The 26546-nt window shown below is 67.8% G+C and carries 27 protein-coding genes; 14 read left to right on the top strand and 13 right to left on the bottom strand.

From position 1 onward, the window contains the following. The first annotated feature begins 50 nt into the window (after nt 1–50). From ctaE to qcrB, 4 genes are read left to right on the top strand one after another with little or no spacing between them, the layout of a single operon-like run. Nucleotides 51–662, top strand: a complete 612-nt coding sequence (gene ctaE / locus TX88_RS30185; RefSeq protein WP_082940089.1) for an aa3-type cytochrome oxidase subunit III — start codon at nt 51–53, stop codon at nt 660–662. 38 nt (nt 663–700) lie between these two features. Further along, nucleotides 701–1507, top strand: coding sequence for a cytochrome bc1 complex diheme cytochrome c subunit (qcrC, locus tag TX88_RS30180; RefSeq protein ID WP_084622319.1), 807 nt, complete (start codon nt 701–703; stop codon nt 1505–1507). Continuing rightward, nucleotides 1504–2670, top strand: a complete 1167-nt coding sequence (gene qcrA / locus TX88_RS30175) for a cytochrome bc1 complex Rieske iron-sulfur subunit (protein WP_044523632.1) — start codon at nt 1504–1506, stop codon at nt 2668–2670. The genes qcrC and qcrA overlap by 4 nt, the downstream gene beginning before the upstream one ends. Beyond that, complete coding sequence (qcrB, locus tag TX88_RS30170) at nt 2667–4304, top strand: cytochrome bc1 complex cytochrome b subunit (RefSeq protein WP_044523629.1); 1638 nt, start codon at nt 2667–2669, stop codon at nt 4302–4304. Before qcrA ends, qcrB begins: the two co-directional genes overlap by 4 nt. Before the next feature lie 87 nt (nt 4305–4391). Here the strand turns inward: qcrB and TX88_RS30165 are convergent, their stop codons facing one another. The 6 genes from TX88_RS30165 to ctaC all read right to left on the bottom strand — a co-directional run bounded on the left by TX88_RS30165 (nt 4392) and on the right by ctaC (nt 8643). Continuing rightward, complete coding sequence (locus tag TX88_RS30165; RefSeq protein ID WP_044523627.1) at nt 4392–4721, bottom strand: hypothetical protein; 330 nt, start codon at nt 4719–4721, stop codon at nt 4392–4394. Between the two features lie 13 nt (nt 4722–4734). Then, nucleotides 4735–5412 carry an envelope biogenesis lipoprotein LpqN gene (gene lpqN, locus TX88_RS30160; RefSeq protein WP_044523622.1) on the bottom strand — a complete coding sequence of 226 codons (678 nt, stop codon included), beginning with the start codon at nt 5410–5412 and terminating at the stop codon, nt 4735–4737. 114 nt (nt 5413–5526) lie between these two features. Beyond that, nucleotides 5527–6111, bottom strand: coding sequence for a DUF2561 family protein (locus TX88_RS30155; protein ID WP_044523621.1), 585 nt, complete (start codon nt 6109–6111; stop codon nt 5527–5529). After that, on the bottom strand, nt 6111–6989 hold the full coding sequence (locus TX88_RS30150; RefSeq protein WP_044523619.1) for an MmpS family transport accessory protein: 879 nt from the start codon (nt 6987–6989) through the stop codon (nt 6111–6113). The genes TX88_RS30155 and TX88_RS30150 overlap by 1 nt, the downstream gene beginning before the upstream one ends. Nucleotides 6990–7173: 184 nt before the next feature. Next, nucleotides 7174–7593 carry a cytochrome c oxidase subunit 4 gene (locus tag TX88_RS30145; RefSeq protein WP_044523615.1) on the bottom strand — a complete coding sequence of 140 codons (420 nt, stop codon included), beginning with the start codon at nt 7591–7593 and terminating at the stop codon, nt 7174–7176. Between the two features lie 12 nt (nt 7594–7605). Continuing rightward, nucleotides 7606–8643, bottom strand: coding sequence for an aa3-type cytochrome oxidase subunit II (gene ctaC, locus TX88_RS30140; RefSeq protein WP_044523610.1), 1038 nt, complete (start codon nt 8641–8643; stop codon nt 7606–7608). A 190-nt stretch (nt 8644–8833) separates the two neighbouring features. Here ctaC and asnB point away from each other — a divergent pair, with 190 nt between their 5' ends. Beyond that, a complete protein-coding gene (gene asnB, locus TX88_RS30135; RefSeq protein WP_044523601.1) occupies nt 8834–10807 on the top strand; it encodes an asparagine synthase (glutamine-hydrolyzing) in 1974 nt (657 codons plus the stop codon). A 69-nt stretch (nt 10808–10876) separates the two neighbouring features. Here the strand turns inward: asnB and TX88_RS30130 are convergent, their stop codons facing one another. Further along, nucleotides 10877–11851, bottom strand: a complete 975-nt coding sequence (locus TX88_RS30130) for a carbohydrate kinase family protein (protein WP_044523590.1) — start codon at nt 11849–11851, stop codon at nt 10877–10879. Nucleotides 11852–12023: 172 nt separating this feature from the next. On the opposite strand from TX88_RS30130, the gene TX88_RS30125 reads away from it, so the two are divergent. After that, nucleotides 12024–12650 (top strand): Rv0361 family membrane protein, encoded by a 627-nt coding sequence (locus TX88_RS30125; RefSeq protein WP_044523589.1) that lies wholly within the window; start codon nt 12024–12026, stop codon nt 12648–12650. 20 nt (nt 12651–12670) lie between these two features. Here TX88_RS30125 and TX88_RS30120 read toward each other — a convergent pair whose 3' ends face one another. Beyond that, nucleotides 12671–13027, bottom strand: a complete 357-nt coding sequence (locus TX88_RS30120) for a HesB/IscA family protein (protein WP_044523587.1) — start codon at nt 13025–13027, stop codon at nt 12671–12673. Nucleotides 13028–13181: 154 nt separating this feature from the next. Here TX88_RS30120 and TX88_RS30115 point away from each other — a divergent pair, with 154 nt between their 5' ends. From TX88_RS30115 to TX88_RS30100, 4 genes are read left to right on the top strand one after another with little or no spacing between them, the layout of a single operon-like run. Then, nucleotides 13182–13883 carry a DUF3043 domain-containing protein gene (locus tag TX88_RS30115; RefSeq protein ID WP_044523582.1) on the top strand — a complete coding sequence of 234 codons (702 nt, stop codon included), beginning with the start codon at nt 13182–13184 and terminating at the stop codon, nt 13881–13883. A gap of 23 nt (nt 13884–13906) precedes the next feature. Then, nucleotides 13907–14449, top strand: coding sequence for a bifunctional adenosylcobinamide kinase/adenosylcobinamide-phosphate guanylyltransferase (locus tag TX88_RS30110; protein ID WP_044523579.1), 543 nt, complete (start codon nt 13907–13909; stop codon nt 14447–14449). Beyond that, nucleotides 14446–15516, top strand: a complete 1071-nt coding sequence (gene cobT, locus TX88_RS30105) for a nicotinate-nucleotide--dimethylbenzimidazole phosphoribosyltransferase (protein WP_044523577.1) — start codon at nt 14446–14448, stop codon at nt 15514–15516. Before TX88_RS30110 ends, cobT begins: the two co-directional genes overlap by 4 nt. After that, nucleotides 15513–16238, top strand: a complete 726-nt coding sequence (locus TX88_RS30100) for an adenosylcobinamide-GDP ribazoletransferase (RefSeq protein ID WP_044523575.1) — start codon at nt 15513–15515, stop codon at nt 16236–16238. Before cobT ends, TX88_RS30100 begins: the two co-directional genes overlap by 4 nt. Here the strand turns inward: TX88_RS30100 and TX88_RS30095 are convergent. The 3 genes from TX88_RS30095 to gcvT form a co-directional block, all read right to left on the bottom strand. Further along, on the bottom strand, nt 16165–17925 hold the full coding sequence (locus tag TX88_RS30095; RefSeq protein WP_044523570.1) for an autotransporter outer membrane beta-barrel domain-containing protein: 1761 nt from the start codon (nt 17923–17925) through the stop codon (nt 16165–16167). The two genes, TX88_RS30100 and TX88_RS30095, sit on opposite strands and share 74 nt — an antisense overlap. A gap of 74 nt (nt 17926–17999) precedes the next feature. After that, a complete protein-coding gene (locus TX88_RS30090) occupies nt 18000–19106 on the bottom strand; it encodes a branched-chain amino acid aminotransferase (RefSeq protein ID WP_044523568.1) in 1107 nt (368 codons plus the stop codon). 22 nt (nt 19107–19128) lie between these two features. Continuing rightward, a complete protein-coding gene (gcvT, locus tag TX88_RS30085; RefSeq protein WP_044523566.1) occupies nt 19129–20235 on the bottom strand; it encodes a glycine cleavage system aminomethyltransferase GcvT in 1107 nt (368 codons plus the stop codon). 54 nt (nt 20236–20289) lie between these two features. Here gcvT and TX88_RS30080 point away from each other — a divergent pair, with 54 nt between their 5' ends. The 3 genes from TX88_RS30080 to TX88_RS30070 all read left to right on the top strand — a co-directional run bounded on the left by TX88_RS30080 (nt 20290) and on the right by TX88_RS30070 (nt 23916). Next, nucleotides 20290–21375 (top strand): adenylate/guanylate cyclase domain-containing protein, encoded by a 1086-nt coding sequence (locus tag TX88_RS30080; RefSeq protein ID WP_044524375.1) that lies wholly within the window; start codon nt 20290–20292, stop codon nt 21373–21375. A gap of 73 nt (nt 21376–21448) precedes the next feature. Next, nucleotides 21449–22966 carry a leucyl aminopeptidase gene (locus TX88_RS30075; RefSeq protein ID WP_044524369.1) on the top strand — a complete coding sequence of 506 codons (1518 nt, stop codon included), beginning with the start codon at nt 21449–21451 and terminating at the stop codon, nt 22964–22966. A gap of 26 nt (nt 22967–22992) precedes the next feature. Continuing rightward, a complete protein-coding gene (locus TX88_RS30070; protein ID WP_044524365.1) occupies nt 22993–23916 on the top strand; it encodes a lytic transglycosylase domain-containing protein in 924 nt (307 codons plus the stop codon). A gap of 4 nt (nt 23917–23920) precedes the next feature. Here TX88_RS30070 and TX88_RS30065 read toward each other — a convergent pair whose 3' ends face one another. Beyond that, nucleotides 23921–25657 carry an SDR family oxidoreductase gene (locus TX88_RS30065; RefSeq protein WP_044523565.1) on the bottom strand — a complete coding sequence of 579 codons (1737 nt, stop codon included), beginning with the start codon at nt 25655–25657 and terminating at the stop codon, nt 23921–23923. A gap of 68 nt (nt 25658–25725) precedes the next feature. Continuing rightward, nucleotides 25726–26079, bottom strand: a complete 354-nt coding sequence (locus tag TX88_RS30060; RefSeq protein ID WP_044523564.1) for a hypothetical protein — start codon at nt 26077–26079, stop codon at nt 25726–25728. Between the two features lie 214 nt (nt 26080–26293). Here TX88_RS30060 and TX88_RS35455 point away from each other — a divergent pair. After that, nucleotides 26294–26546 (top strand): biotin/lipoyl-containing protein (locus tag TX88_RS35455; RefSeq protein ID WP_322786879.1); only part of this gene is annotated, 253 nt, incomplete at its 3' end.

The following is a 26546-nucleotide window of genomic DNA, read 5'->3' as shown; positions in this document are numbered from 1 at the left end:
TGCTCGACCCGGGTGGAGTTCGACAACTACAAAGCGTCATACTTGCGGATGTGACGAGCGCTGTAGGTACCTCGGGAACGGCAATCACGTCGCGCGTTCATTCGCTGAACCGGCCGAATATGGTCAGTGTCGGCACCATCGTGTGGCTTTCCAGTGAACTCATGTTCTTTGCTGGACTCTTCGCGATGTATTTCACGGCGCGCGCGCAAGCCGGCGGCAACTGGCCGCCCGAGCCGACCGAACTCAATTTGGCCCTTGCTGTTCCGGTGACGCTGGTTCTGATCGCGTCATCCTTCACCTGCCAGATGGGCGTGTTCGCCGCTGAGCGCGGCGACGTGTTCGGGCTGCGCCGGTGGTATGTGATCACGTTCCTGATGGGCCTGTTCTTCGTACTGGGCCAGGGATACGAGTACATCCACCTGGTCGAGCACGGCACCACCATCCCGGGCAGTGCCTACGGATCGGTCTTCTATCTGGCGACCGGTTTCCACGGCCTGCACGTGATCGGCGGACTTGTTGCGTTCATCTTGCTGCTGGCCCGCACCAAGATGAGTAAGTTCACGCCCGCGCAGGCCACCGCGGCGATCGTCGTCTCGTACTACTGGCACTTCGTCGACATCGTCTGGATTGCGCTGTTCGCCACCATCTACTTTGTCCGATGATCGGCCGGCCGATGATCGACTCGATGAGAAGGGGTTCGATGACCAGCAAGTCGCGCCGACGACTTCGCCGACGACTGTCAGCAGGTCTCCTGCTGTTGGTCGGCCTGTCAGTCGCAGGTGGCGTCGCCGCCACGCTGACGCCCACACCGCAGGTCGCAGTCGCCGACGAATCGCAGTCGGCGCTGCTGCGTACGGGTAAGCAACTGTTCGACACGTCGTGCGTTTCGTGCCACGGCGCCAACCTGCAGGGTGTGCCCGACCGCGGGCCCAGCCTGATCGGCACCGGCGAGGCCGCGGTGTACTTCCAGGTGTCGACCGGTCGTATGCCCGCGATGCGCGGTGAGGCCCAGGCACCGTCCAAGCCCGAGCACTTCGACGAGAACCAGATCGACGCCCTCGGTGCGTTCGTTCAGGCCAACGGCGGCGGCCCGACGGTGATCCGTGACGAGAACGGCGCCGTGGCCCAGGAATCGCTGATCGGGACCAACGTGGCCCGCGGTGCGGACCTGTTCCGGCTGAACTGCGCGTCCTGCCACAACTTCACCGGCAAGGGCGGCGCGCTGTCCTCCGGTAAGTACGCGCCCGACCTCGGTGACACCAAGCCGGCACAGATCTACACCGCGATGCAGACCGGCCCGCAGAACATGCCCAAGTTCTCCGACCGGCAGCTCTCGCCGGAAGAGAAGCGCGACATCGTCGCCTACGTCCGCGAATCGGCTGAGACTCCCAGCTACGGCGGCTACGGGCTCGGCGGCTTCGGCCCCGCTCCCGAGGGCATGGCGATGTGGATTATCGGAATGGTCGCCGCTATCGGCGTGGCAATGTGGATCGGGGCACGAGCATGACCGACAACACCCCGAAGATTCCGAGCGACGCCGAGCTGGCCTCGATGTCGCGCGAGGAGCTCGTCGAGCTCGGCGGCAAGATCGACGGTGTCGAGACCATCTTCAAGGAGCCGCGCTGGCCGGTCCCCGGCACCAAGGCCGAGAAGCGCACCGAGCGGCTGGTCGCGTACTGGCTTCTGCTCGGCGGGCTTTCGGGCCTGGCGCTGCTGCTGGTCTTCCTGTTCTGGCCGTGGGAGTACCAGCCCTTCGGTTCGGAGGGCGAGTTCCTCTACTCTCTGGCCACCCCGCTGTACGGCCTCACCTTCGGCCTGTCGATCCTGGCGATCGGCATCGGCGCGGTGCTGTTCCAGAAGAAGTTCATCCCCGAGGAGATCTCGGTCCAGGACCGCCACGACGGGCGTTCCCCCGAGGTGGCCCGCAAGACCATCGCGGCCAACCTGACCGACGCCCTCGAGGGCTCGACCGTCAAGCGCCGCAAGCTGATCGGCTTGTCGCTGGGCATCGGCCTCGGCGCGTTCGGCGCCGGCACCCTGGTGGCCTTCATCGGCGGGTTGATCAAGAACCCATGGAAGCCCGTGGTGCCCACCGCGGAAGGCAAGAAGGCCGTGTTGTGGACCTCGGGCTGGACGCCCCGATTCCACGGCGAGACCATCTACCTGGCCCGCGCGACCGGGCGGCCCGGCTCCTCTCCGTTCGTCAAGATGCGCCCCGAGGATCTCGATGCCGGTGGCATGGAAACCGTCTTCCCCTGGCGCGAGTCTGACGGCGACGGGACCACGGTCGAGTCCGAGCATCACCTGACCGAGATCTCGATGGGTGTCCGCAACCCGGTCATGTTGATCCGCATCAAGCCGGCCGACATGTCCCGCGTGGTCAAGCGGAAGGGCCAGGAGAGCTTCAACTTTGGTGAGCTGTTCGCCTACACCAAGGTCTGCTCGCACCTGGGCTGCCCCTCGTCCCTGTACGAGCAGCAGACCTACCGCATCCTTTGCCCGTGCCACCAGTCGCAGTTCGACGCGTTGCACTTCGCAAAGCCCATATTCGGTCCGGCTGCGCGCGCGTTGGCGCAGCTGCCCATCACTATTGACAAAGACGGCTACCTGGTCGCCAACGGCGACTTCGTCGAGCCCGTCGGACCGGCATTCTGGGAGCGCAAATCATGAGCCCTGACCTTGCCAAGATCGCAGCGGCACAAGGCGATGCGATCGATTCCCGTTACCACCCCTCGGCCGCGGTACGCCGCCAGCTGAACAAGGTGTTCCCCACCCACTGGTCCTTCCTGCTGGGTGAGATCGCGCTGTACAGCTTCATCGTGCTGCTGATCACCGGTGTCTGGCTGACGTTGTTCTTCGATCCGTCGATGGCACACGTCACCTACGACGGTGTGTACCAGCCGCTCCGAGGTGTGCAGATGTCGCGGGCCTACGAGTCCGCACTCGACATCAGCTTCGAGGTCCGCGGCGGTCTGTTCGTCCGCCAGATCCACCACTGGGCCGCACTGATGTTCGCCGCGTCGATCATGGTGCACATGGCGCGCATCTTCTTCACCGGTGCGTTCCGCCGCCCGCGTGAGGCCAACTGGGTGATCGGCTCGCTGCTGCTCATCCTGGCGATGTTCGAGGGTTACTTCGGCTACTCGCTGCCCGACGATCTGCTGTCCGGTATCGGTCTGCGCGCCGCGCTGTCCTCGATCACCCTGGGCATGCCGATCATCGGAACCTGGCTGCACTGGGCGCTGTTCGGCGGGGACTTCCCCGGCGAGATCCTGATCCCGCGCCTGTACGCGCTGCACATCCTGCTGATCCCGGGCATCATCCTGGCCCTCATCGGCGCGCACATGGCGCTGGTGTGGTTCCAGAAGCACACCCAGTTCCCCGGCCCCGGCCGCACCGAGCACAACGTGGTCGGCGTGCGCGTCATGCCGGTGTTCGCGGTGAAGTCGGGTGCGTTCTTCGCGATGATCACCGGCGTGCTCGGCCTCATGGGCGGCCTGCTGACGATCAACCCGATCTGGAACCTGGGGCCCTACAAGCCGTCTCAGATCTCGGCGGGTAGCCAGCCCGACTTCTACATGATGTGGACCGAAGGCCTGGCGCGTATCTGGCCGGCCTGGGAGTTCTACCCCTTCGGGCACACCATCCCCGCGGTGGTCTGGGTCGCGTTGATCATGGGCGGTGTCTTCGGCCTGCTGATCGCCTACCCGTTCATCGAGCGGAAGGTGACCGGCGACGACGCGCACCACAACCTGCTGCAGCGTCCGCGTGACGTTCCGGTGCGTACCGCGATCGGCGCCATGGCGATCGCGTTCTACATGGTGCTGACCCTGGCCGCGATGAACGACATCATCGCGCTCAAGTTCCACATCTCGCTGAACGCGACCACGTGGATCGGCCGTATCGGCATGGTGGTGCTGCCGGGCATCGTGTACTTCATCGCTTACCGGTGGGCAATCTCGTTGCAGCGCAGCGACCGTGCGGTGCTGGAGCACGGCATCGAGACCGGCATCATCAAGCGCCTGCCGCACGGTGCGTACGTCGAGCTGCACCAGCCGCTGGGACCGGTCGACGATCACGGCCACCCGATCCCGCTGGAGTACCAGGGTGCTGCTCTGCCGAAGCGGATGAACAAGCTCGGGTCGGCCGGTTCGCCGGGCACCGGCAGCTTCCTGTTCGCCGATCCGGCGGTCGAGCACGATGCGCTCACCGAGGCCGCACACGCCTCCGAGCACAAGGCACTGACCGCTCTGCGCGAACAGCAGGAGCGAAACGGCAACGGGGAGACCAACGGTCACCACTGACCACTCCCCTACCCCAAACAATCGCCGCAGCCTCTTGAAAGAGGTTGCGGCGATTGTTTTATGTGGATGATGCGGCCGAGAAGACGGCTACGGCCAGGTGCCCTTGGGTCCTGAACGCGGTGCGGGCCCGGCGGGCGGATAGGTCGTCTGCAGCGCCGAACCCGGAAGCGGCGTGTTCTGCAGAGCACCGAGGCACAGGCCCAGACGCCCGGGGAGACAAGGGATGTTCCCCGAACCGCCGAGGCTGTTGCTCGGGCTGTTCTCCGACCAGCAGATGCCGGTGGTCGGGTCGAGGGTGCTTCCGCCCGGACACGGGGCCGACATCGCCGACGGTGCCGCCGCCAGGGAGGCGGAGGCCAGCATCGTGGTGCACAGAGTCGCCAACAGGAGTTCGGATGCCCTGGTTCGGATCTTCATGTCGATGTCTCCGCTACGGGGTGATCTTGGTCTGCTCGTCGATGATCTTGGCTGCGTCGATCACCACGTCCTTCTGCCCTTCCGGGGCGTCAGCGTTGAGCTGAAGCACGAACAATGCGTCGTTGCCGGGGATGACGACCGTCTTCTGGGCGATCACCCGCACTTCGCCGTTGTGGGTGTAGGTTCCGGCCGACCGGATCGCCTCGAAGCCACCCAGCGTGGACTTCTCGGGATCCATGACCGACTTGTAGTCCGGCAGGTTCTGCGACATCCCGGGGGCGTACTCCAGGATCTCGGCCGCATCCACGTCGCCGGCCAGCTTCGACGCGATGGCGATGATGGCCGGTGGATCGGCCGGGTCCGCCGGCTTGTCGTAGACGATGGCACCGTAGGCCCAGGCGGGCGTCTTGTCCCCCGCGCTACTCCAGTCCGGCGGGAACGGGAAGTCGAAATCCGGTGTGCCGGGGTCGTCTGGCTTGAACGGTGTCTCGGCGATCTTGTTCTCGGTGATGTAGTCGTTGATGGTCTTGTGTGGACCGGTGATGTTCGGCCGCTCCGCCGCGGCACTCGTGGTCGTCGGGGCCGTGGTCGTCGGGGCCGAGGTTGTCGGCTCGGTCTTGGTCTCGGTCCCACACCCGACAAGCGAAACGCTCACGCCGACCGCCACCAAGCCCGCCAAGAGCTTTCTCATGCGCGGCCTCGCCTTCCGTGTCGTTGGCCTCTGTCCGCATCTGGACATCGAGGCTACGCATCGGTCGGCGCGTTCCGCAGCAAAACCCGGAAGGCTCTGCGGCCTCGCACGGGCTCAGGACGGCAACGCGCCGAGGTGTCGCAGCGCCACGATCGGCAGCGCGACGATGCCCGCGGTGACCAACCCGGCCAGGCCGTAGAGGCACCAGGCCGCCACATTGCTGCCGGTCGCCATCAGATAGGTCGCCAGCCCGATGGCCGCGGTCCCCAGACCGATGGCGCAGGTGACCGCCAAGATGAACCGCAACCACACCGCCTCGGTGGCGGCGGTCGCCGCGCCGGTGCCCGCGGTATATCGACTCATCGCGACCGGAGCGGCCCGGTAGCTGCCCCCGATCGGGCGCGGTGAACGCGCGGGCGGCAAGGGTCGCCGTCCGCCGGGCGGGCGGTTGTCGGCCTGGGACCGGGCCCGCAGCAGCAACGGCACCGCCCCGGCGATCACCAGCACCGACAGGCCGATCACGGTGTAGAGCACCCACGGGGTGTCGGCACTCTCAGCACCCTGCGGATGACTGCGGCCGAGATCCACCAGGGCGACGACAGCGGCCACCCCGGCGCCCAGCGCAGCGAGCCAGACCGCGGCGCATGCGCCCAGCAAAACCCGGTCGGTGTTGTCGAGTTCGCTGATCGGCCCGGACATCAGCAGGCAGTCTGCGCGGAGTTGTTGGCATTCGACGACAACACGGTGCCGTCGCTGGCCGTGATCGAGCAGTTCAATCTGCTGACCAGGAACAGGCTGGATGCCTCGACCGAACCCACGTCCGAGTTGGAGATCGGGGTCATCGTGAAGGTCCACGGGATGTAGACGTTGCGCAGGGTGCGCCGGTTACCGTTCCCGTCGACGTAGGTGATGGTGATGATGTCACCCGGGGCCTTGGTGCCCGTCACCGAATAGGTGACCTGGCGCGGTCCGGCATGGGTCGTGGTGGTGGTCGGCGGCGCCGTCGTGGTGTTCGGGGCCGGCGCGGGCGCCTCGCTGGGCGGAGCGGGAGGAGGCGGCGGCGGCTCGGTCACCGTCACGGTCTCCGGGGGCGGCGGGGGTGGAAGCTCTTCCGACGTCGGAGGAGGCGGAGGAGGCGGTGGCGGAGTCGTCGTGGTGATCTCGTCCTGCACCGGCGGCGCCGACGTGGTGGTACTCGGCCGCGGGGTCGCCAGGTTGCTGGTGTCGTCGTCCCGGGTGACCAGGACGGCCACCGAGGCCACCAGGGCGACAGCCGCGATGATGGCGGTGATACCGACCACCCATGGCCAGCGCGGCGGTGGAGAGGTGTCGACCAGTTCCGTCGACGCGTCGTAATCGTCGTAGTCGTAGAGCGCCACATCGGAAGGCACGTACGGCCCGCTGGTGAACTGCTCGGACTCGGGCGCGGAGTACGCCTGTGAGTAGAAGTCCGTCTCGTCGCCATCCGCGTCGGCGCCCGCGACCTGCGTGGGCTCCTCGGGTGCGGAGTGCTTTCCGGGTTGATCCGGCAAATCAGAACCGGAGGCACCCGGTTCCGGGGGATTCGGCCCGCTCATCTACGCCTATCCTTCTCGACAACTTCACTGCCACGCGGATCGAGACGAAACCGTTCGCTGGTGACAGTGCCCCGGCAACATTACCCAACGAGTGGAAGCCGGCGAGTCCGGCGCTGCCGGTGGCGGATGAAGTGACGGCCCGATTGTGACCTTGACCAGGCCACAATCGGCACGTCCGGACGGGTCAGTGCTTCTCAGGACCCCAGTAGTACTCGAAGACCAAACCGCTGACCGCCATCAACACGAAGCAGACACCCGCGACGATCAGCCAGGGAAGCCACAGGGCGGCGCCCACCGCCGCGGTCGAAAAGGACAGCGCGATCAGGATGGGCCACCAGCTGTGCGGTGAGTAGAAACCGAGTTCGCCTGCGCCGTCACTGATCTCGGCGTCTTCGTAGTCCTCGGGGCGGGTGTCGAGACGACGCGCCACGAAGCGGAAGAAGGTGCCGGTGATCAGGGTCAGGCCGGTCGTGAGCACGAGCGCGGTGGTACCGGCCCACTCGACACCACCGGTGGCGAACATCGCCGTCAGCACGCCGTACAGCACCGCCGACAGGGCGAAGAAGGCCGTGAGGATCTCGAACAGTCGAGCTTCAATATGCATTGCGTGTCGCCCCTACTTGCTCGCCTGCGGTGCCTGCTCACCGCGTCGGGTGTCAAACGGGTGGGTCGTGACAGCCAACGGCTCCTGGTTGATCGCAGCCAAGGCCTCGGCATTGGTCTTACCTGCCGTGCGCTGATCGATGTAGGCCTTGAAGTCGTTGGGTTCGACGACCCGGACCTCGAAGTTCATCATCGAGTGGTAGGTGCCGCACATCTCGGTGCAGCGCCCGACGAACGCACCGGTCTGCTCGATCTTGCTGACCTGGAAGATGTTGTCCGAGTTGTTGGCCTTCGGCTCGGGCATCACGTCGCGCTTGAAGAGGAACTCCGGCACCCAGAAACCGTGGATCACGTCCGCGGAGTTGAGCTGGAACTCGACGCGCTTGCCCGCCGGGAGCACCAGCACCGGGATCTCCGTGGAGGTGCCCAGCGTCTCGACCTTGTCGAAGTTCAGGTAGGTGCGGTCCTCGGGGTTGAGGCCACGCACCGCGCCAACGCGCTCCTGGCCGTGCTCGTCCTTGCCCTCGGGCTTGGACGTCATCGCGGCCTTGCGCTCGGCGTCGACACCGTCGTAATCGAATGTGCCGTCGGCGTAGTCGATCTTCTGGTAGCCGAACTTCCAGTTCCACTGGAAGGCGGTCACGTCGATGACGACCTCGGGGTTGGGGTCCTTGTGGAGCATGCGCTCCTGGACCACCACGGTGAAGTAGAACAGCACCGAGATGATGAGGAACGGGATGACCGTCAGCACCAGCTCCAGCGGCATGTTGTAGCCGAACTGGCGCGGCAACTCGGTGTCGCCCTTCTTCTTCCGGTGGAATGCACTCGACCAGAAGATCAGGGCCCACACGATGGCGCCCACCACGAAGGACGCAATCACGGAGCCGATCCACAGCTCTCGGTTGAGTTTGCCCTCTGGGGTGATTCCGGTCGGCCAACCGAGCGCGAGTGCGTCCTGCCAGCTGCAGCCGCTCAGCAAGAGGGCTGAGCCACCCAGGACAATGGTCAACAACGCCGCTCGGGCCACCTTCTTAAGCCCGCGAGGTGTCACGTTGGCGCCTCCTAGATCGGTATTTCGCGACCGCGACCGGTCGTTGTTTTGCGAATACTACGCAGCGTAGACCACGCCGGTCCACGGGAGCGAAGCGACTCGGGAATGGCGTCGCGACAGGACCGAAGCGACTGGCGCAACGGCCCGGGTGGTGGTCTCGGGGACCCGCCGGATCAGACATACTGGCGCGGTGTGCGGACTGCTCGCCTTGGTAACTGCCCCTACCGGATCCAACCCGGGTGACGCCTCCCCCGACGCCGGATCTCAGCTGGTCGACGCGGTGGCGAACGCTTCCCACCTGATGCGTCACCGGGGCCCTGACGAGCCCGGCACCTGGGCCGACACGACCGACGGGCCCGACGGCACCGTGGTGCTCGGCTTCAACCGGCTCTCGATCATCGATATCGCGCACAGCCACCAGCCGCTGCGGTGGGGACCTGCCGACGCGCCGGACCGGTACGTGCTCGTGTTCAACGGCGAGATCTACAACTATCTGGAACTCCGCGAGGCCCTGCGGTCCGAGTTCGGTGCCGAATTTCACACCGACGGCGACGGCGAGGCCATCGTCGCGGCCTACCACTACTGGGGTACCGACGCTCTGAATCGGCTCCGCGGCATGTTCGCGTTCGCGCTGTGGGACACCGTCGAGCGCGAATTGTTCTGTGCCAGGGACCCGTTCGGCATCAAGCCGCTGTTCATGGCCACCGGGCCTGGCGGCACCGCGGTGGGTAGCGAGAAGAAGTGCCTGCTCGACCTCGCCGACCCGCTTGGACTGGATCTGGGTATCGACGAGCGGGCGGTTCAGCACTACACGGTGCTGCAGTACGTACCCGAACCCGAGACGCTGCACCGCGGCATCCGCCGGCTGGAGTCGGGCAGTTACGCCCGCCTGCGGCCCGGTGGCCTGCCCGAGGTGACCCGCTACTTCGTGCCGAAGTTCAACGCTGTGCCGTTCGTCAAGGGGGCCGAGCAGTCCCGGTACGACGAGATCACCGCCGCGCTCGAGGATTCTGTCGCCAAGCACATGCGCGCCGATGTCACGGTGGGCGCCTTCCTGTCCGGCGGCATCGATTCGACGGCGATCGCGGCGCTGGCGATGCGTCACAACCCCCGGCTGATCACCTTCACCACCGGCTTCGAGCGGGAGGGCTTCTCGGAGGTCGATGTCGCCGTGGCCTCCGCCGAGGCGATCGGCGCCCGGCACGTCGCCAAGGTGGTCAGTCCGGCCGAATTCGTCGAGGCACTGCCCGAGATCGTCTGGTATCTGGACGAACCGGTGGCCGACCCGGCCCTGGTGCCGCTGTTCTTCATCGCCCGTGAGGCGCGCAAGCACGTCAAGGTGGTGCTGTCCGGCGAGGGTGCCGACGAGCTGTTCGGCGGCTACACGATCTACCGGGAACCGTTGTCGCTCAGGCCGTTCGACTACCTGCCGCGGCCCGTGCGCAAGTCACTGGGCAAGGCGTCGAAGCCACTGCCGGAGGGCATGCGGGGCAAGAGCCTGCTGCACCGCGGTTCGCTGACCCTTGAGGAGCGCTACTACGGCAATGCCCGCAGCTTCTCCGACGAGCAGCTGCGCGCGGTGCTGCCGGGCTTCCGGCAGGAATGGACGCACACCGACGTCACCGCCCCGGTGTACGCCGCGTCGCAGGGCTGGGATCCGGTGGCGCGGATGCAGCACATCGACCTGTTCACCTGGCTGCGCGGCGACATCCTGGTCAAGGCCGACAAGATGACGATGGCCAACTCGCTGGAGCTGCGGGTGCCGTTCCTGGACCCCGAGGTGTTCGCGGTGGCTTCCCGGCTGCCGGTCGACCAGAAGATCACCCGCTCGACGACCAAGTACGCACTGCGGCGAGCGCTGGAGCCGATCGTGCCTGCCCATGTGCTGAACCGGCCCAAGCTGGGCTTCCCGGTACCGATCAGGCACTGGCTGCGGGCCGGTGAGCTGATGGACTGGGCCTACGCCATGACGGCGTCTTCGGGAGCCGGCGAGTATGTCGATCTCGCCGCGGTCCGCACCATGCTCGACGAGCACCGCAGCGGCGTCAGCGATCACAGCCGCCGGTTGTGGACCGTTCTGATCTTCATGCTGTGGCACGCCATCTTCGTGGAGCACAGCGTGACCCCGCAGATCAAGGAACCGCACTACCCGGTGCAGCTCTAAGCGCGAAAACAAACGCAGAATCGCCCCGAAACCGTGGTTTCGGGGCGATTCTGCGTTGGTTCGGCCGGGTCAGGCCAGAGCTTTGCCGATCTCGGCGCCGGCTTCTGCCCCATAGGCATCGGTCAGGCGCTGCACGGCCTCGGCCGCGTCCCAGGTCCATTCCTGCGGACCCGTCGACTCCAGGACCAGCACCGCGACCAGCGACGCCAGTTGGGCCGAGCGCTCAAGGCCCAGCCCGGCGCTGCGTCCGGTCAGGAAGCCGGCACGGAACGCGTCGCCGATACCGGTGGGGTCGGCCTGGTGCTTCTCGGGCACCACGTCGACGTGCACGAACGTGCCGTCGGAGCTGACCAGGTCGACGCCCTTGGCGCCGAGCGTGGTGACGCGCATGCCGATCTGGCTCATCACCTGGGCCTCGCTCCACCCCGACTTCTGCAGCAGCAGATCCCACTCGTAGTCGTTGGTGAACAGGTAGGCGGCGCCGTTGATGAGCTTGCGGATCTCCTCGCCGGAGAGCCGGGCCAGCTGCTGTGAGGGATCGGCGGCGAAGGCCAGGCCGAGCTTGCGGCACTCCTCGGTGTGCAGGAACATCGCCTCGGGATCGTTGGCGCCGATGATCACCAGTTCCGGCTTCCCCACGCGATCCACCAGGTCGGCCAGCGCGATGTTGCGCGCCTCCGACATGGCACCGGGGTAGAACGAGGCGATCTGGGCCATGTCCTCGTCGGTGGTGCAGACGAAGCGTGCGGTGTAGGCGCTGTCGGAGATCAGTACGCTGCCGCAGTCGACATTGGCGCCCTCGAGCCAGGTCCGGTATTCACCGAAATCCTGACCGGCGGCGCCGACCAGCGCGACGTCGCCGCCGAGGATGCCGATCGCGAAGGCCATGTTGCCCGCCACTCCCCCGCGATGGATCACCAGATCGTCGACCAGGAAGCTCAGCGACACCTTCTGCAGGTGGTCGGCCAGCAGTTGCTCGGAGAATTTGCCCGGGAACCGCATCAGGTGGTCGGTTGCGATAGATCCGGTAACTGCGATGGTCACGTGGTGTCACCCCTCATTTCGTTAAGTCGGCTACATAACAGTACCCGCGCTGCCTGTCGGCGATCTGCGCACAAGGTCGCACCTCGCGGGTTGCGCTAACCTGCGTATAACCGTATTCCCGGTCACCGTAGACGGCTGACCAACCTCCAGATCACGCGGGGAGCGCCCTTCAATGACTGGTTCTTACCAGTACCCCGAGCAGATTCCGCCTCAGCCGTATCCCGAGCAGGTGACGTCCGGGCCGTCCGCGTATCCCGGGACGCTGCCGCCGCCGGTGCCCTACCCGACGCGGCGGCGCTGGCCCAAGATCGTGGCGGGGCTGTTGGTGCTGGCCGCACTCGCGGGTGTGCTCACCGCGGTGCTGGTCGCGGGCCGGCGCGGACCTGCCGGGCCTGTCGTGGTCTCCGACGCCCGTGCCCAGGCCGCGATCCAGGAATACCTCAATGCGCTGCTCGACGGGGATGACGAAGCCGTCGCGCGCCACACGCTGTGCGGGCTGTACGACGGGGTCAAGGACCGCAAGGCCGATCTGGCGGTGGCAGGCCTGGCCAGCGACGCATTCCGCAAGCAGTTCAGCCAGGTCGAGGTGACGGGGATCGACGCGAACGTGCCGTGGTCCACCACGCAGGCTCAGGTGCTGTTCACCATGCGCGTCGCACCGGCCAGCGGCTCCACCCGTGGGCAGCGCGCAGTCGACGAGCAGCAACAGGGTGTGGCACAGCTACTGGTGAAAAGAGACGGAAGAGACGAGCAGGTTCTCGTGTGCTCGTACGTGCTGCGCACCAGCGGTCAGTACTGACCGCCGGCCGTCAGCTCACGTCAGTTGAAGGAGTCGCCGCAGGCGCAGGAGCCGGTGGCATTCGGGTTGTCGATCGTGAAGCCCTGCTTCTCGATGGAGTCGACGAAGTCGATGGTGGCGCCCTGGATGTACGGCGCGCTCATGCGGTCCACGACCAGCTTGACACCGCCGAACTCGCTGGTGAGGTCACCGTCGAGGGTGCGGTCGTCGAAGAACAGGTTGTAGCGCAGGCCGGCGCATCCGCCCGGCTGGACAGCGATCCGCAGCGCGAGGTCGTCGCGACCTTCCTGGTCCAGCAGCGCCTTCGCCTTCGTCGCCGCAGCGTCGGACAGGGTCGCACCGTGGGTTTCGGTGGTGCTGGCGTCCTGAACAGTCATAGCTCTCCCTAAGGATCCCGGGGCATCGAGGAAACGCGTGGACGTACCGCGCGTCTACTACCTCAACGGTACCTTGTTCCGCCGCTATTCCCGACTTATCCACAGGCCGGGGCATGTGGCCAGGCCACCTGCGGCGGGCAGTAACCTGGCTGGCGTGAAGCTGCTGGGCCGTAAGAAGGACAACGAAGGCGAACCCGCCGTGACCGACCAGGTCACGAATGTCGACGGGGACGCCGAATCGACTTCTAAAGAAACAACCGGGCTCGGCGCCGCCCCGAGCACCGCCCCCAAGGGCAGGCCGACGCCCAAGCGGAGCGAGGCCACCAAGCGGCGCGGCCCGGTCGCGCCCGCGCCCCTGACGTCCGCCGAGGCACGTCAGCGCCGCAAGGAGCTGCGCGGGCCGAAGTTGTCCAAGGAAGAGCGCAAGATCGAGCGGCTCACCCGCCGCGCCGACATGGCCGACCGCCGCGAGAAGATGATGGCCGGCGACGAGTCCTACCTGCTCCCCCGCGACAAGGGTCCGGTCCGCCGCTATGTCCGCGACGTCGTCGACTCCCGCCGCAACGTGCTGGGCCTGTTCATGCCCGCCGCCCTGGCGATGATCTTCTTCATGCTCGCGCTGCCGTCGCTGAAGTTCCAGCAGATGCTGTCCTACGCGATGCTGATCCTGGTCGTCATCATGCTGATCGACGGGTTGATCGTCGGCCGCAAGGTGAACCACATGGTGGACGAGAAGTTCCCCGGCAACACCGAAAGCGGTTGGAAGCTCGGGCTTTACGCGGCCAGCCGGGCGTCGCAGCTGCGCCGTATGCGAGCGCCGCGGCCGGTGGTCAACCGCGGCGACAAGATCTCTTGATGCCTTTTCAGGTGGCCTGACCGGTGCGCACACTGGTGCTCGGCGGCATCCGCTCCGGCAAATCCCAGTGGGCCGAAGCGGCCGTGACGCGCACCGCCGGGGTGGGCACGCCGGTGCGTTACCTGGCTACCGGACCCGCCGCCGACGGCGATCCGGCCTGGGCCCGCCGCGTGAATGCGCATCAGGCCCGTCGTCCCGCGTGCTGGCACACCGTGGAGACCTGTGATCTTGTGGCGGCCCTGACTGCCGACCCGCACGCCCCGAGCACAGCGACACTCGTCGACGACATCGGCGGCTGGCTGACCGCGACGATGGACCGCCTGGGCGCCTGGACCGGAGCACCGGTTGACCGCGAGGTCGACGCGCTCACCCACGCGGTGGACACGTTCACCGCTCCCCTGGTGCTGGTCAGCCCCGAGGTCGGGCTGACCGTGGTCCCCGCCACCGAGGCGGGACGCCGGTTCGCCGACGAACTGGGCACGCTCAACCAGCGCCTGGCCGCGGTGTGCGACCACGTGGTGCTGGTGGTGGCCGGCCAACCGCTCACGGTGAAGGAGCCGTCATGACCGAATTCGATGCGGCCTTCCCCCCGGTCGCCGCACCGGATGCCGACGCCGCCGCGGCGGCGCGGGCCCGCCAGGGCCGGCTCACCAAACCACCCGGCTCACTGGGCCGTCTCGAGGAACTCTCGGTCTGGGCGGCCTCGTGCCAGGGCGAATGCCCGCCGCGCCCCCTCACCCGGGCACGTGTGGTGGTTTTCGCCGCTGACCACGGAGTCACCGCCGCGGGGGTATCCGCGTTCCCGTCCGCGGTGACCGGCCAGATGGTGGCCAACTTCGACGCCGGCGGTGCCGCGATCAACGTGCTGGCCGAGGTGTCCGGAGCCACCGTGCGGGTGGCCGACATCGCCGTCGACTGCGACGAGCCGCTCTCCCCGGCCATCGGCGCGCACAAGGTGCGTCGCGGTTCGGGCAACATCGCGGTGGAGGACGCACTCAGCGCCGAGGAGACCGCGGCGGCGGTGGACGCGGGACGCCAGATCGCCGACGAGGAGGTCGACGCCGGTGCCGACCTGCTCATCGCGGGCGACATGGGCATCGGAAATACCACGGCTGCAACGACTTTGGTGGCCGCACTGACGGGCACCGAGCCGGTTGCGGTGGTGGGCCGCGGCACCGGCATCGACGACCTCGGCTGGATGCGCAAGGCGGCCGCCGTGCGTGACGCGCTGTACCGGGCCCGCGACGTGACACGCGATCCGCTGGGACTGCTGCGCGTGTGCGGCGGCGCCGACCTGGCTGCCATGGCGGGATTCCTCGCCCAGGCCGCCGTCCGGCGCACCCCGGTTCTCCTGGACGGCTTGGTGGTGACGGCCGCGGCCCTGGTGGCCGAGGAGTTGGCGCCGGGTGCGCGGGCCTGGTGGCAGGCCGGACACCGGTCGACCGAGCCGGCCCACAGCCTGGCGCTGTCACACCTGAGACTCGAGCCGATCGTCGACCTCGGCATGCGGCTGGGCGAGGGCACCGGCGCCGCGGTGGCGTTGCCGATCGTGCGGGCCGCCATCGCCACCCTGGCCTCGATGGCTACCTTCACTGAAGCCGCAGTAGCCGGACCTCCTGAATCAACATCGTGATCGCCGCTCTCGGCGGGGCGTTCGCCTTCGGCACGGTGTTGCCGGTACGAACTTCGGCCGGCGTCGGCCGGGGGGCACTCACGGCCCTGCCTGTGGTCGGGCTGGCGCTCGGCGGGCTGGCGGCCGCGGTCGTGGCTGGCGGCCAGTGGGCGTTCGGCTCCGGCACTGCGCTGCCCGGCCTGCTGGCGGTCGCCGTTCTGCTGCTGGCCACCCGGGGGCTGCACATCGACGGGTTCTGCGACACGGTCGACGGCCTTGGTTGTTACGGCCCGCCGGAGCGGGCACTGGCCGTCATGCGGGACGGCTCGGCCGGCCCCTTCGGTGTCGCCGCGGTGATCGTCGTGATCGGTTGTCAGACATTCACATTCGCTCAGCTCGACGCGATAGCGATCGTCGTCGCCGTCACCGCGGGCCGGGTCGCGGCGGTGCTCGCCTGCCGGCGTTCGGTGCCCGCGGCGGCGGGCAGCTCACTGGGCGGTGCCGTGGCGGGCACCCAGCCGGTCGCCGTGGTGGCGGCCTGGGTGATCGCCGTCGCCGCGTTGGCCGCATGGGCGGATCAGCGGATGTGGCAGGGCCCGGTCGTGGTGCTGGTCGCGGTGGGCTGTTCGGCGCTGCTGGTGGCTCACTGCGTGCGACGGTTCGGCGGCATCACCGGCGACGTGCTCGGCGCGGCCGTCGAGGTGACGACGACGATCGTCGCGCTCGGGTTGGCGATTCGCTGATCCGCGCAGGCATTGCCGCCACAGCGTCCCGCACGGCTTTCCACTGCTCCTGCAGTTCGGCGCGTCCAACGCCAGGCGGAGGCAGCTGCGGCACTGCGCCCAACCGCTTCTCGGCGCGCTTGCGATCGGCGGCCCACGCCGCACGGAGCACCCGTCGGGCCCGGGTGACATACCCCATCAGTTTCTGACCCGACACCAGGCGCAGGTCGGCGGGAAGCCGCTCGGCCCACGCGCTCAGTTCCGCCGGTACCACCTCGGCGACCCGGGCGGGCGGGGCCGGATGCAGTGCCACTGCCTTGCGCCCGAACAGTTCGGGATGCAGGTATGTGCCCCGCTCGCCGTCGGGCTTGCGCTGCTCGGGGGTGACCCGATTCGCTTCGGCCCAGGCATCTTTGCGCACCCCGGTGACCTGCCAGCACACCTTGACCCGACCGGTGTCCGTGGCGATCGTGAATGCGTTGTCCTTGATCTCCTCGGCGACCACCGCCTGGCTGAACGTACCGATCACCGTCAGCTGGTAGCGGAAGTCCCGGTTGAGCGCCTCGAAGTACGACGGCAGCTTCACCCGTGCCTTGCCGGAGCGGTCCGTGGTCACGGTGCCGCTGTAGACGTTGAGCATGTCCGGCGACTCGACGAAGGAATGCGACAGATACCGATTCGCCGGATCGGACGGGTGATCGACGGTGAACCCGCCGCCGCTCTTGCTGAGGAAACCCGTCACCCGCACCCGGCCCACGAACAGCCCGGCGAAGCCGTTGGCGCTTTGACCCCGGACCGCTGCCACGTCCGGGTTGCGCCGGGTGTCGGCGAAGGTGAAGCCCTCGACCCCGTTTCCGATCACGCTGAGCCCGGAGACCCCACCACCGGGATGCGTGGAGAAATGGACACCGGACACCCCGTGACCGGTGCCGGTCGTGAGGCCGGCGGCGCCGTCCGAGGACAGGCTGACTCCGCGCACACCCACCTGGTCGTCGCTGCTGCCCCGCACTCCGGTTCCGCTGTGGCTGTGCCCGGAGACCCCGGACCCGGTCGAGTCCGCGACGACGTGCAAGCCGGACACCCCTGACACCCCGACGCCGTAGGTGAGACCGGCGATGGCATCGGCGGCCTGGCTGACGCCGTACACACCCGGACCGTTGCTGCTGGTGCCCAACACCCCCATGGTGTTGTCGCCGGTCCCGAATACGCCTGGGGCGCTACCGCCGTCGGCGAAGCTGATACCCATGACGCCGGCGTTGTCACCGCTCGTCCCGCGCACCCCGAAACCACGGATACTGCTGCCGATCACCCCGGTCGCGCCACCCACGAAGCCGGTGACCCCGTTGCCGCCGGTGGTGCTGGAACCGAATACCCCGTGTGAGTCGTCGGTGGGGCTGAAAGTCACCCCGAGCAATCCCGACGCGGTCGAGCTGCGCGCCAAAATACCTGGCGCCTGCAAACTCTCGCCTACCACACCGTTGCCGGCAGGGCTGCGGCCCACCACCCCCGGGCCGTCGGCGCCGTGCCCCTCGACACCGGCCGGCGGATCGATGAACACGGTGGTGCCGCTCGGCAGTACCCCACTGCTGCCGAACACGCCGCCGCCGACATCGGAATCCCCCCAGACGCCGACCGGCACCGGGTCACCGTTCTCGTCGACTGGTTGCTGCCCACTGGTGGCCGGATCGAATCCCGCTACGAGTGCCATGACGGCCTCCCTCGATTGATTTGCGCAGGTCAGATCAAGTCTGCGCGCACCGCAAATCGTTCGGGGAGAAACGGTCAGTTCAGCCGGGCCATCCAGCCGTGGGTATCGGCGAAGGTGCCCCGCTGGATTCCCGTCAGGGTGTCGCGCAGGGCCATGGTGATCTCGCCCGGTTGCCCGTCGGCGATGGTGAACTCGCCGTCCGCGTACTTGACGTGTGAGACCGGGGTGATCACCGCGGCGGTGCCACAGGCGAACACCTCGGTGATCTCGCCCGCCGCGGCCTTCTTCTGCCATTCGGCGACGTCGATCTTACGTTCTTCGACCGCGAAGCCGGCATCGGTGGCCAACTGCAGCAAGGAATCTCGTGTGATCCCCGGCAACAGTGAACCGGACAGCTCAGGCGTGACGAGCCGGGCTGAACCGCCGCTGCCGAAGACGAAGAACAGGTTCATCCCGCCCATCTCCTCGACGTAGCGACGCTCGAGCGCGTCCAGCCACACCACCTGATCGCATCCGTTGTCGGCGGCCTGCGCCTGCGCGAGCAGCGAGGCCGCGTAGTTGCCGCCGAACTTGGCCGCACCGGTGCCACCCGGCGAGGCGCGCACGTACTCGTGCGACAGCCAAACGCTGACCGGCTTGATGCCGCCCTTGAAGTACGCCCCGGCCGGCGAACCGATCACCAGGTAGCGGTACTCGTTGGCCGGGCGCACACCCAGGCCCGGCTCGGTGGCGATCACGAACGGCCGCAGGTACAGCGACTCCTCGCCGCCGGCCGCGGGGACCCACTTCTCGTCGACCGCGATGAGCTGGCGCAGCGATTCGATGAACACGTCCTCGGGAAGTTCCGGGATGGCCAGCCGACGAGACGAGGCCTGCAGCCGCGCCGCGTTGGACTCCGGCCGGAACGACACGATCGAGCCGTCCGCCCAGCGGTAGGCCTTGAGCCCCTCGAACACTTCCTGCGCGTAGTGCAGGACGATGGCCGAGGGATCGAGTTCGATCGGCCCGTACGGGATCACCTGCGGGTCGTGCCAGCCCTGCCCGGTGGTGTAGTCGATGGCCACCATGTGGTCGGTGTGGAACTTGCCGAAGCCGGGGTTGGCCAGAATGGATTCGCGTACCGCATCGGTCGCCGGATTCGCGTTGGCTGAAACCGTGAACTCGAGATGGCCGCTAGTCATGCAGCGATTGTATCGCCCGAGGCTAACGTGTTTTCGGGGCCACGAACGGTGGCTTGACCACTTCGCATTCGACAGCACGGCCACGCACGTCCACGCTCACCCGCTGCCCGTCGGCGATGTCGCCGGCGGTGTCGATGAGTGCCAGCGCGATACCGACTTTCAGTGACGGCGAGAACGTCCCCGACGTCGTGGTGCCGATCCGGTTGTCCCCGTCGAGCACCGCGAGATCGGCGCGCAGCACCCCGCGGCCGACGGCCTTGAGGCCGCGCAGCACCCGGGCCGGGCCGGCCTCCTTCTCGGCCAGCAGCGCGTCCCGCCCCCAGAACGCGTCCTTCTTCCACCCGATCGCCCAGCCGCAGCGGGCCTGCAGCGGCGAGATGTCGAGGGACAGCTCGTGACCGTGCAGCGGGTAGCCCATCTCGGTGCGCAGGGTGTCGCGGGCGCCCAGGCCCGCGGGTTCGCCGCCGGCCGCGCGCACGGCCGCCACCAGGGCGTCGAACACCACGCCGGCGCGGTCCCAGGCCGGCAGCAGCTCGTAGCCGTGTTCACCGGTGTAGCCGGTGCGGCACACCCGCACGAACACGCCGTCGTACTCGGCGTCGGCGTAACCCATGTAGTCCATCTCGGTGGGCAGCCCCAGCGCCTCGAGCACCTCGCCGGATTTCGGCCCCTGCACCGCCAGCACCGCATATGAGCGGTGCTCGTCGGTGATGGTCAGCCCATCGGGGGCGTTCTTCTGCAGTTCGGCCACGACGGCCGCGGTGTTGGCGGCGTTGGGCACCAGGAAGATCTCGTCGTCGGAGACGTAGTAGGCGATCAGGTCATCAATGACGCCCGCCACGCCTCCGTTGTCTTTGCAGCACAGCGTGTACTGCGCCTTGCCCGGTCCGATGCGGTTCAGGTCGTTGGTGAGGGCCGAGTTGACGTAGGCCGCCGCACCGGGTCCTTTGACCAGCGCCTTTCCGAGATGGCTGACGTCGAAGAGGCCGACGGTGTCGCGCGTGGCGTTGTGTTCGGAGACGGTCCCGGCGTAGGACACCGGCATCAGCCAGCCACCGAATTCGGCGAAACTGGCTCCCAGTTCGCGGTGGCGGTCTTCCAGCGGTCCGTGCAGCAGGTCGTCAGTCACGGATTCACCCTAATCTGCCTGCCGGAACGGCCCGCGGAATTGCACACTGGTCTGGTGGTCGATTTCGATGCGCTGGCCGCCGCCGGGCTCACCGATGCGCGGGACCGTGCCCCGCTCATCGAGTACCTCGACGGGCTGGGCTTCACCGCCGAGCAGATGATCGAGGCCGAGTCCCGGGGCCGGTTGTTCGGACTGGCCGGGGATGTCCTGCAATGGTCGGGGCCGCCGGAATACTGCCTGGCCGATGTGGCCGCCGAGCTCGATGTCCCGCTGGAGGATGTGCAGCGGGCGTGGGCCGCGCTGGGCCTGACCGTGGCCGGTTGCGAAGTGAAGACGCTGAGCCGGGCCGATCTGGAGACCTTGCGCACCTGGGTTGAGTTGCGGGTGCTCGTCGGCGATGTCGAGGCCACGGGCCTGCTGCGGGTGATCGGTTCCGGTATGGCCCGACTGGCCGAAGCCCTGTCGGCGATGAGCCGGGCCAGCACCCCCGACATCCAGCTCAACGTCAGCCACGACGAACTCACCACCGCCAGGGCATACCGGGCCGCCGCCGGTTTCATCCCACGGATCGGCTCGATGATCGACGCCGTACACCGCCATCATGTGATGAGTGCGCGCAGCTACTTCGAGCACGTCGTCCGCGACGACTCGTCGAATGTTGTGTGCGGCATCGGTTTTGCCGACCTGTCCGGGTTCACGGCGCTCACCCAGATGTTGACGTCCGCCGAACTGTCGGCACTGCTCAACGAGTTCAGCGCCACCAGCACCGAGATCGTGCATGCCGCCGGCTGCCGCGTCGTCAAGTTCATCGGGGACGCCATCATGTGGGTCGGCTCCGAACCTGCCGACCTCCTCCGGGTCGCCGTCGACCTGGTGACCCACCCCCGTGCCGCCGAGACCCACCTGCAGGTGCGCGCCGGACTCGATTTCGGCGTGGTGCTGGCCATCGGCGGCGACTACTTCGGCAATTCGGTGAATCGGGCGGCCCGCCTCGTCGCCGCCGCCGACCCCAGCCAGGTCCTGGTGTCCGAACCGCTGCGTGAGCTCCTCGACGGGGAGACGTTCGAGCCACCTCGCTCGCTCACCCTGAAGGGTTTCGCCGCGCCGGTCACGGCGTATCCGCTGTACCTTCCGCACTGAGATGTCGAGGAGTGCGACGACCCGGCAGCGGCGTACCCGGTGAGCCCGCGACAGCCTGACTAGGGTGGTCGGGGTGAGCTCCGCAAACCCCGGTTACCAGGTTCCCAACGTCACCGTCAGTGCGTCGCTGCCCAAACGCAAGAGCGACGCCGTGCTGATCGTTCCCGTGGTCAGCGGGCAGGATGACGACGCAACAGCCACCGTCGTCGCCAACCCATTCCTCGACGCCGAGGCGGTCGGCGAGATCGAGGTCGCGCTCACCGCGCTGGGCGCGAAGGGCGGCACCGACCAGGTCACCAGGGTGGTGGTGGGTGGTGTCGCGGCTGCCAGCGTGTTGGCCGTCGGCCTGGGCAAGCCGCGCGACGAGTGGCCGGCCGACCTGATCCGCCGGGCCGCCGGCACCGCCGCGCGGTCACTGAACGGCACCGAGGCGGTCATCACCACGCTGTCCGACATCGACCTGGAAGCCGCCGTCGAGGGCCTGATCCTGGGTGCCTACCGTTTCAGCGACTTCCGCAGCGCCAAGACCGCGCCCAAGGACGCCGGCCTGACCGCGATCACCGCACTGACCGCCGACACCAAGGCGGCAAAGGCGCAGGCACAGCGCGCGGAGGACATCGCTTCGGCGGTCGCGATCGCCCGGGACTTCGTCAACACCCCGCCCAGCCACCTGTTCCCCGACGAATTCGCCAAGCAGGCAAAGGCTTTGGGTGAGGCCACCGGGCTTGAGGTCGAGGTACTCGACGACAAGGCCCTGGCCAAGGCGGGCTACGGCGGCATCGTGGGGGTCGGCAAGGGGTCCTCGCGCCCGCCTCGTCTGGTGCGGTTGATCCACCGCGGCGCAGGCAAGAAGAGCAAGCGCGTCGCACTGGTCGGCAAGGGCATCACATTCGACACCGGCGGCATCTCGATCAAGCCCGCCGCCAACATGCACCACATGACATCGGACATGGGTGGCGCAGCGGCGGTCATCGCCACCGTGGTGCTGGCCGCCAAGCAGAAACTGCCGATCGAGGTCATCGCGACCGTACCGATGGCCGAGAACATGCCATCGGCGACCGCGCAGCGCCCGGGCGACGTGCTCACGCAGTACGGCGGGATCACCGTGGAAGTGCTCAACACCGACGCCGAGGGCCGGCTGATCCTGGCCGACGCGATCGTGCGGGCCTGCGAGGACGACCCGGATTACCTGATCGAGACCTCGACGCTGACCGGTGCGCAGACGGTCGCGCTGGGTTCCCGTACGCCGGGCGTGATGGGCAGCGAAGAGTTCCGCGACCGGGTCGCGACGCTGTCGCAGTCCGTCGGTGAAAACGGTTGGGCAATGCCGCTTCCCGAGGAACTGAAGGACGATCTGAAATCCACGGTGGCCGACCTGGCCAACGTCAGCGGGTCACGCTATGCCGGGATGCTCGTGGCAGGCACGTACCTGCGCGAGTTCGTCGCCGACGGCGTCCAGTGGACCCACATCGACATCGCCGCGCCGGCCTACAACACCGGGGGCGCATGGGGTTACACCCCCAAGGGCGGCACCGGCGTGCCGACCCGGACGATGTTCGCGGTGCTGGAGGATATCGCCGCGAACGGCTGATCATGTACGGGCCCAACGTGAACGAGATGTCGAGAATTGCCCGCAATCTCGCCGTCTTGTTCATGCTGGGCGCCGCGTTCACCGCCTGTTCCGGGTCGCCGAGCCCGCCGCCCGCCGCTCCCCCGAGCACGACCTCGGTGGCGGCCGCGACAACGACAACTAACCCCGCACCGGCCGGTGCCCAGCCGCGCCTGGCTCCGGACCCCGCCCGGCTGGCGGACGATCTCGTGGCCGATGAGCGGGCGCTGCGCGACCCGTCGACACCGGAGCCGGCCCTGACGCAGGCCGCCCGCCGCCAACAGGTGGCCTATCGCGCGATCGGCCGTCACCCCGACTGGGACGGGATCATCCGGCCCCGCATCCCGGCCGAACTGGTCACGTTCTACGACCGCAACGTCGATGCGCGGCGGCAACTCGCCACGCTGGCCGAACCGCGGGGCACCCTTCCCGCGTGGCGGATCAACCCCCCACCGCCGGTTGAGGAGCTGCTGGCCGCCTACCGCGACGCCGAAGCCGCATCAGGCGTCGGCTGGAGCCACCTCGCCGCGATCAACCTGATCGAGACGCACTTCGGCAGCGTGACCGGTGCCAGTTCGGCCGGCGCCCAGGGGCCGATGCAGTTCATGCCGTCGACGTTTGCGGCCTACGGCATGGGCGGCGATATCCACTCACCCCGGGACAGCATCATGGCTGCCGGCAATTACCTGGCCGCCAACGGTTTTGCGAACAATCCGGATCACGCCCTGTTCCGGTACAACAACGCCGACGCGTACGTGCGGGCGGTCAACGACTACGCCGCCGCGATGGCCGCCGATCCGGCTGCCATCGGCGCGTTCTACCGCTGGGACGTGTACTACGTCTCCACCGCCGGCGACGTGCTGCTGCCCGTCGGGTACGCCGCCGAATCGCCGATACCGGTCGGTGATTACCTGGCGGCGCACCCGCAGTAGCGGTTCAGAGCGAGCCCGACCGTGCCGCCCGGCGCAATGCCGACGGCACCAGTCGCGACACCCCGTAGGCCGCATAGGCCTCGGGCGTGACCGGGCGGACCGCCTTGCCCTTGGCGACGGACGCGACGATGGCCTTGGCCACTTTGTCCGGCCCGTAACGGCGCGCGGCGAAGGCCTTCTTGGTCTGGGCCCGCAACTCCTCGACCTGACCCTGCTTGTCGGCGGGGACGTCGAACCGCGTGGTGTCGATGATGTTGGTGTCGATCACGCCGGGGCAGATCGTGGTCAGACCGACTCCCGCCGAGACCAATTCGGCGCGCAGGCAGTCGGAGAACATGAAGACCGCGGCCTTGCTGGTGGAGTAGGCGTTCATCGACGCCGACGGCGAATAGGCGGCCATCGAGGCCACGTTGACGATGTGGCCGCCGGTTCCGCGTTCGACCAGGCGTCGGGCAAATGACCTGCAGCAGTTGACGACTCCGCCGAAATTGACGTCGAGCACCCGGTCGTACTGGTCGGCCGGGGTGTCGAGGAACTTGCCGCCGTGGCCGATTCCGGCGTTGTTGACCACCACGTCGGGCACGCCGTGAGCGGTGCAGACCTGCTCGACGAAATTCTCCACCGCCTCGGCGTCGGACACGTCGAGGCCGTAGGCATGCGCCACTCCACCGCGCGCGGCGATCTCGTTGGCGGTCGACTTGGCGGACGCTTCGTCGATATCGCTGACCACGATTTCGGCGCCCTGCGCCGCGAAGGCCAGCGCGGTGGCACGGCCGATGCCGCTGCCGGCACCGGTCACCGAAACCAGGGTGTCACCGAAGGTTTCCCGCGACCGGCCGACCTGCGCGCGCCGCAGCGCACGCGACGCCGGGGCGCCCTCGATGTGATCGATCAGCTCGCCCGTCGCGGTGGCGATGGCGCGCCAGTGCGAGAACGGGGCCCAGTGCCCGGCCTTCAGATCGCGACGCCACAGCAACGGCACCCACTTCGACGCTTCGTCATAGCCGTGCCCGCGCACCACGGGATCGTGGTCATTGCAGATCAACTGCACCGGCACCGTCACATAGTGGTCGCTCCGCAACGTCGTGAACGAGCGAATCGCGTTGGCGCGGTAGATCTTCAGTCCGTTCGCCGCATCGATGTCGAGCGTCTCGGACTGGAATTTGGGGCCCGCGGTGTCGATGCCCTGCAGGCGGCGCGCCGCACCACGCCGCATCAGCGCGGGCGCGACGACGGGGACCGAGAACGGGATCCAGTAGCTGAACCGCGATGCCAGGTTCACCGCCTTGGCGAACCGGATGGGCCGGTACGGACGGGCCAGCCGACCGCGCACGAACGAGCCGTAGTGGTCGGTGCTGGGTCCCGATACCGACGTGAAGGACGCCACCCGCTCGGAGGCCTCGGGGCGGCTCAGGTACTCCCACACCCCCACCGATCCCCAGTCGTGGGCCAGGACGTGCACGGGGCGGCCGGGGCTGACGGCGTCGATCACCGCGGACAGGTCGTCGGCGAAGCGGTCCATGCGGTAGGCGGCGACGGGTTTGGGCACGTCCGAGGCGCCGGCGCCGCGATTGTCGTACCGCACGATGTGGAAGCGGTCCCCCAGTTCACCGGTCACGCCGTTCCACAACACGTGTGAGTCCGGCCATCCGTGCGCCATCACCAGCGTGGGGCGCTGCCGATCCCCTTGTTCGTAAACCGCGATGCGGGTTCCGTCCGAGCTGACGACGAAGCGCTCCATAGTCCACCCCTCCACGAGGTATCTGTAACGAACAGTATCCAATACCGGAGGTATCGGTTGCTTCGACTCTAGCGGTCGTCCAGTTCCTGACGCACGGCACGCTCCCGTTCGATGCGCCGCCGCGCGTCGTGGTCGCGCATCCGTTGCGGATACCCGACCTTCTGCACGTCGTACACCGGGATCTGCAGCCGGTCGCTGAGCCGTCGTGCCCCGGCCTCACCACCGGCGCGGCGACGGGTCCATTCACCGTCGGCAGCAACCAACACGACAGTCACCTCGGTGACGGTGGTGCGGGGTTCCACGAATGCCTCGACGCCGATGTGCTCGGCGACCCAGCGCTGCAGATACCGCAGATCCTCGCCCGTGTCGCCGCCGGATCCGCGCGCCGAGCCACCCCGGCGGAACGTATCGAACAACCCCAACGGAACGGTCTCCTCAGCTCTGGGGAAGTTCGACGAACTGCCCTGCAAACCCTCACTCGATAGTGCCAGAGCCCGGAGCAACCCTGAGTGAGTGCGAATGGTGCTGCAGTGACAGGATGGTTCCGACAATCCACCTAGGTGCCGTACCCGGTGCACCTAGCTGTGGTAAGCCAGAGTTCGAGTCGTCACAAGTGACCGTCCGAGGAGTCAATACATGGCCATCTCCGTCCAGATGCCCGCGCTAGGTGAGAGCGTCACCGAGGGGACCGTCACCCGCTGGCTTAAACAGGAGGGTGACACCGTCGAGATCGACGAGCCGCTGCTGGAGGTGTCCACGGACAAGGTCGACACCGAGATCCCGTCGCCCGCTGCAGGCGTCTTGACGAAGATCGTCGCCCAGGAGGACGACACCGTCGAGATCGGTGGCGAGCTCGCGGTCATCGGCGAGGCCTCCGAACAAGCCCCTG

Source organism: Mycolicibacterium septicum DSM 44393 (assembly GCF_000455325.1).
GTDB lineage: Bacteria > Actinomycetota > Actinomycetes > Mycobacteriales > Mycobacteriaceae > Mycobacterium > Mycobacterium septicum.
This window is presented reverse-complemented; position numbering and strand designations above follow the sequence as displayed.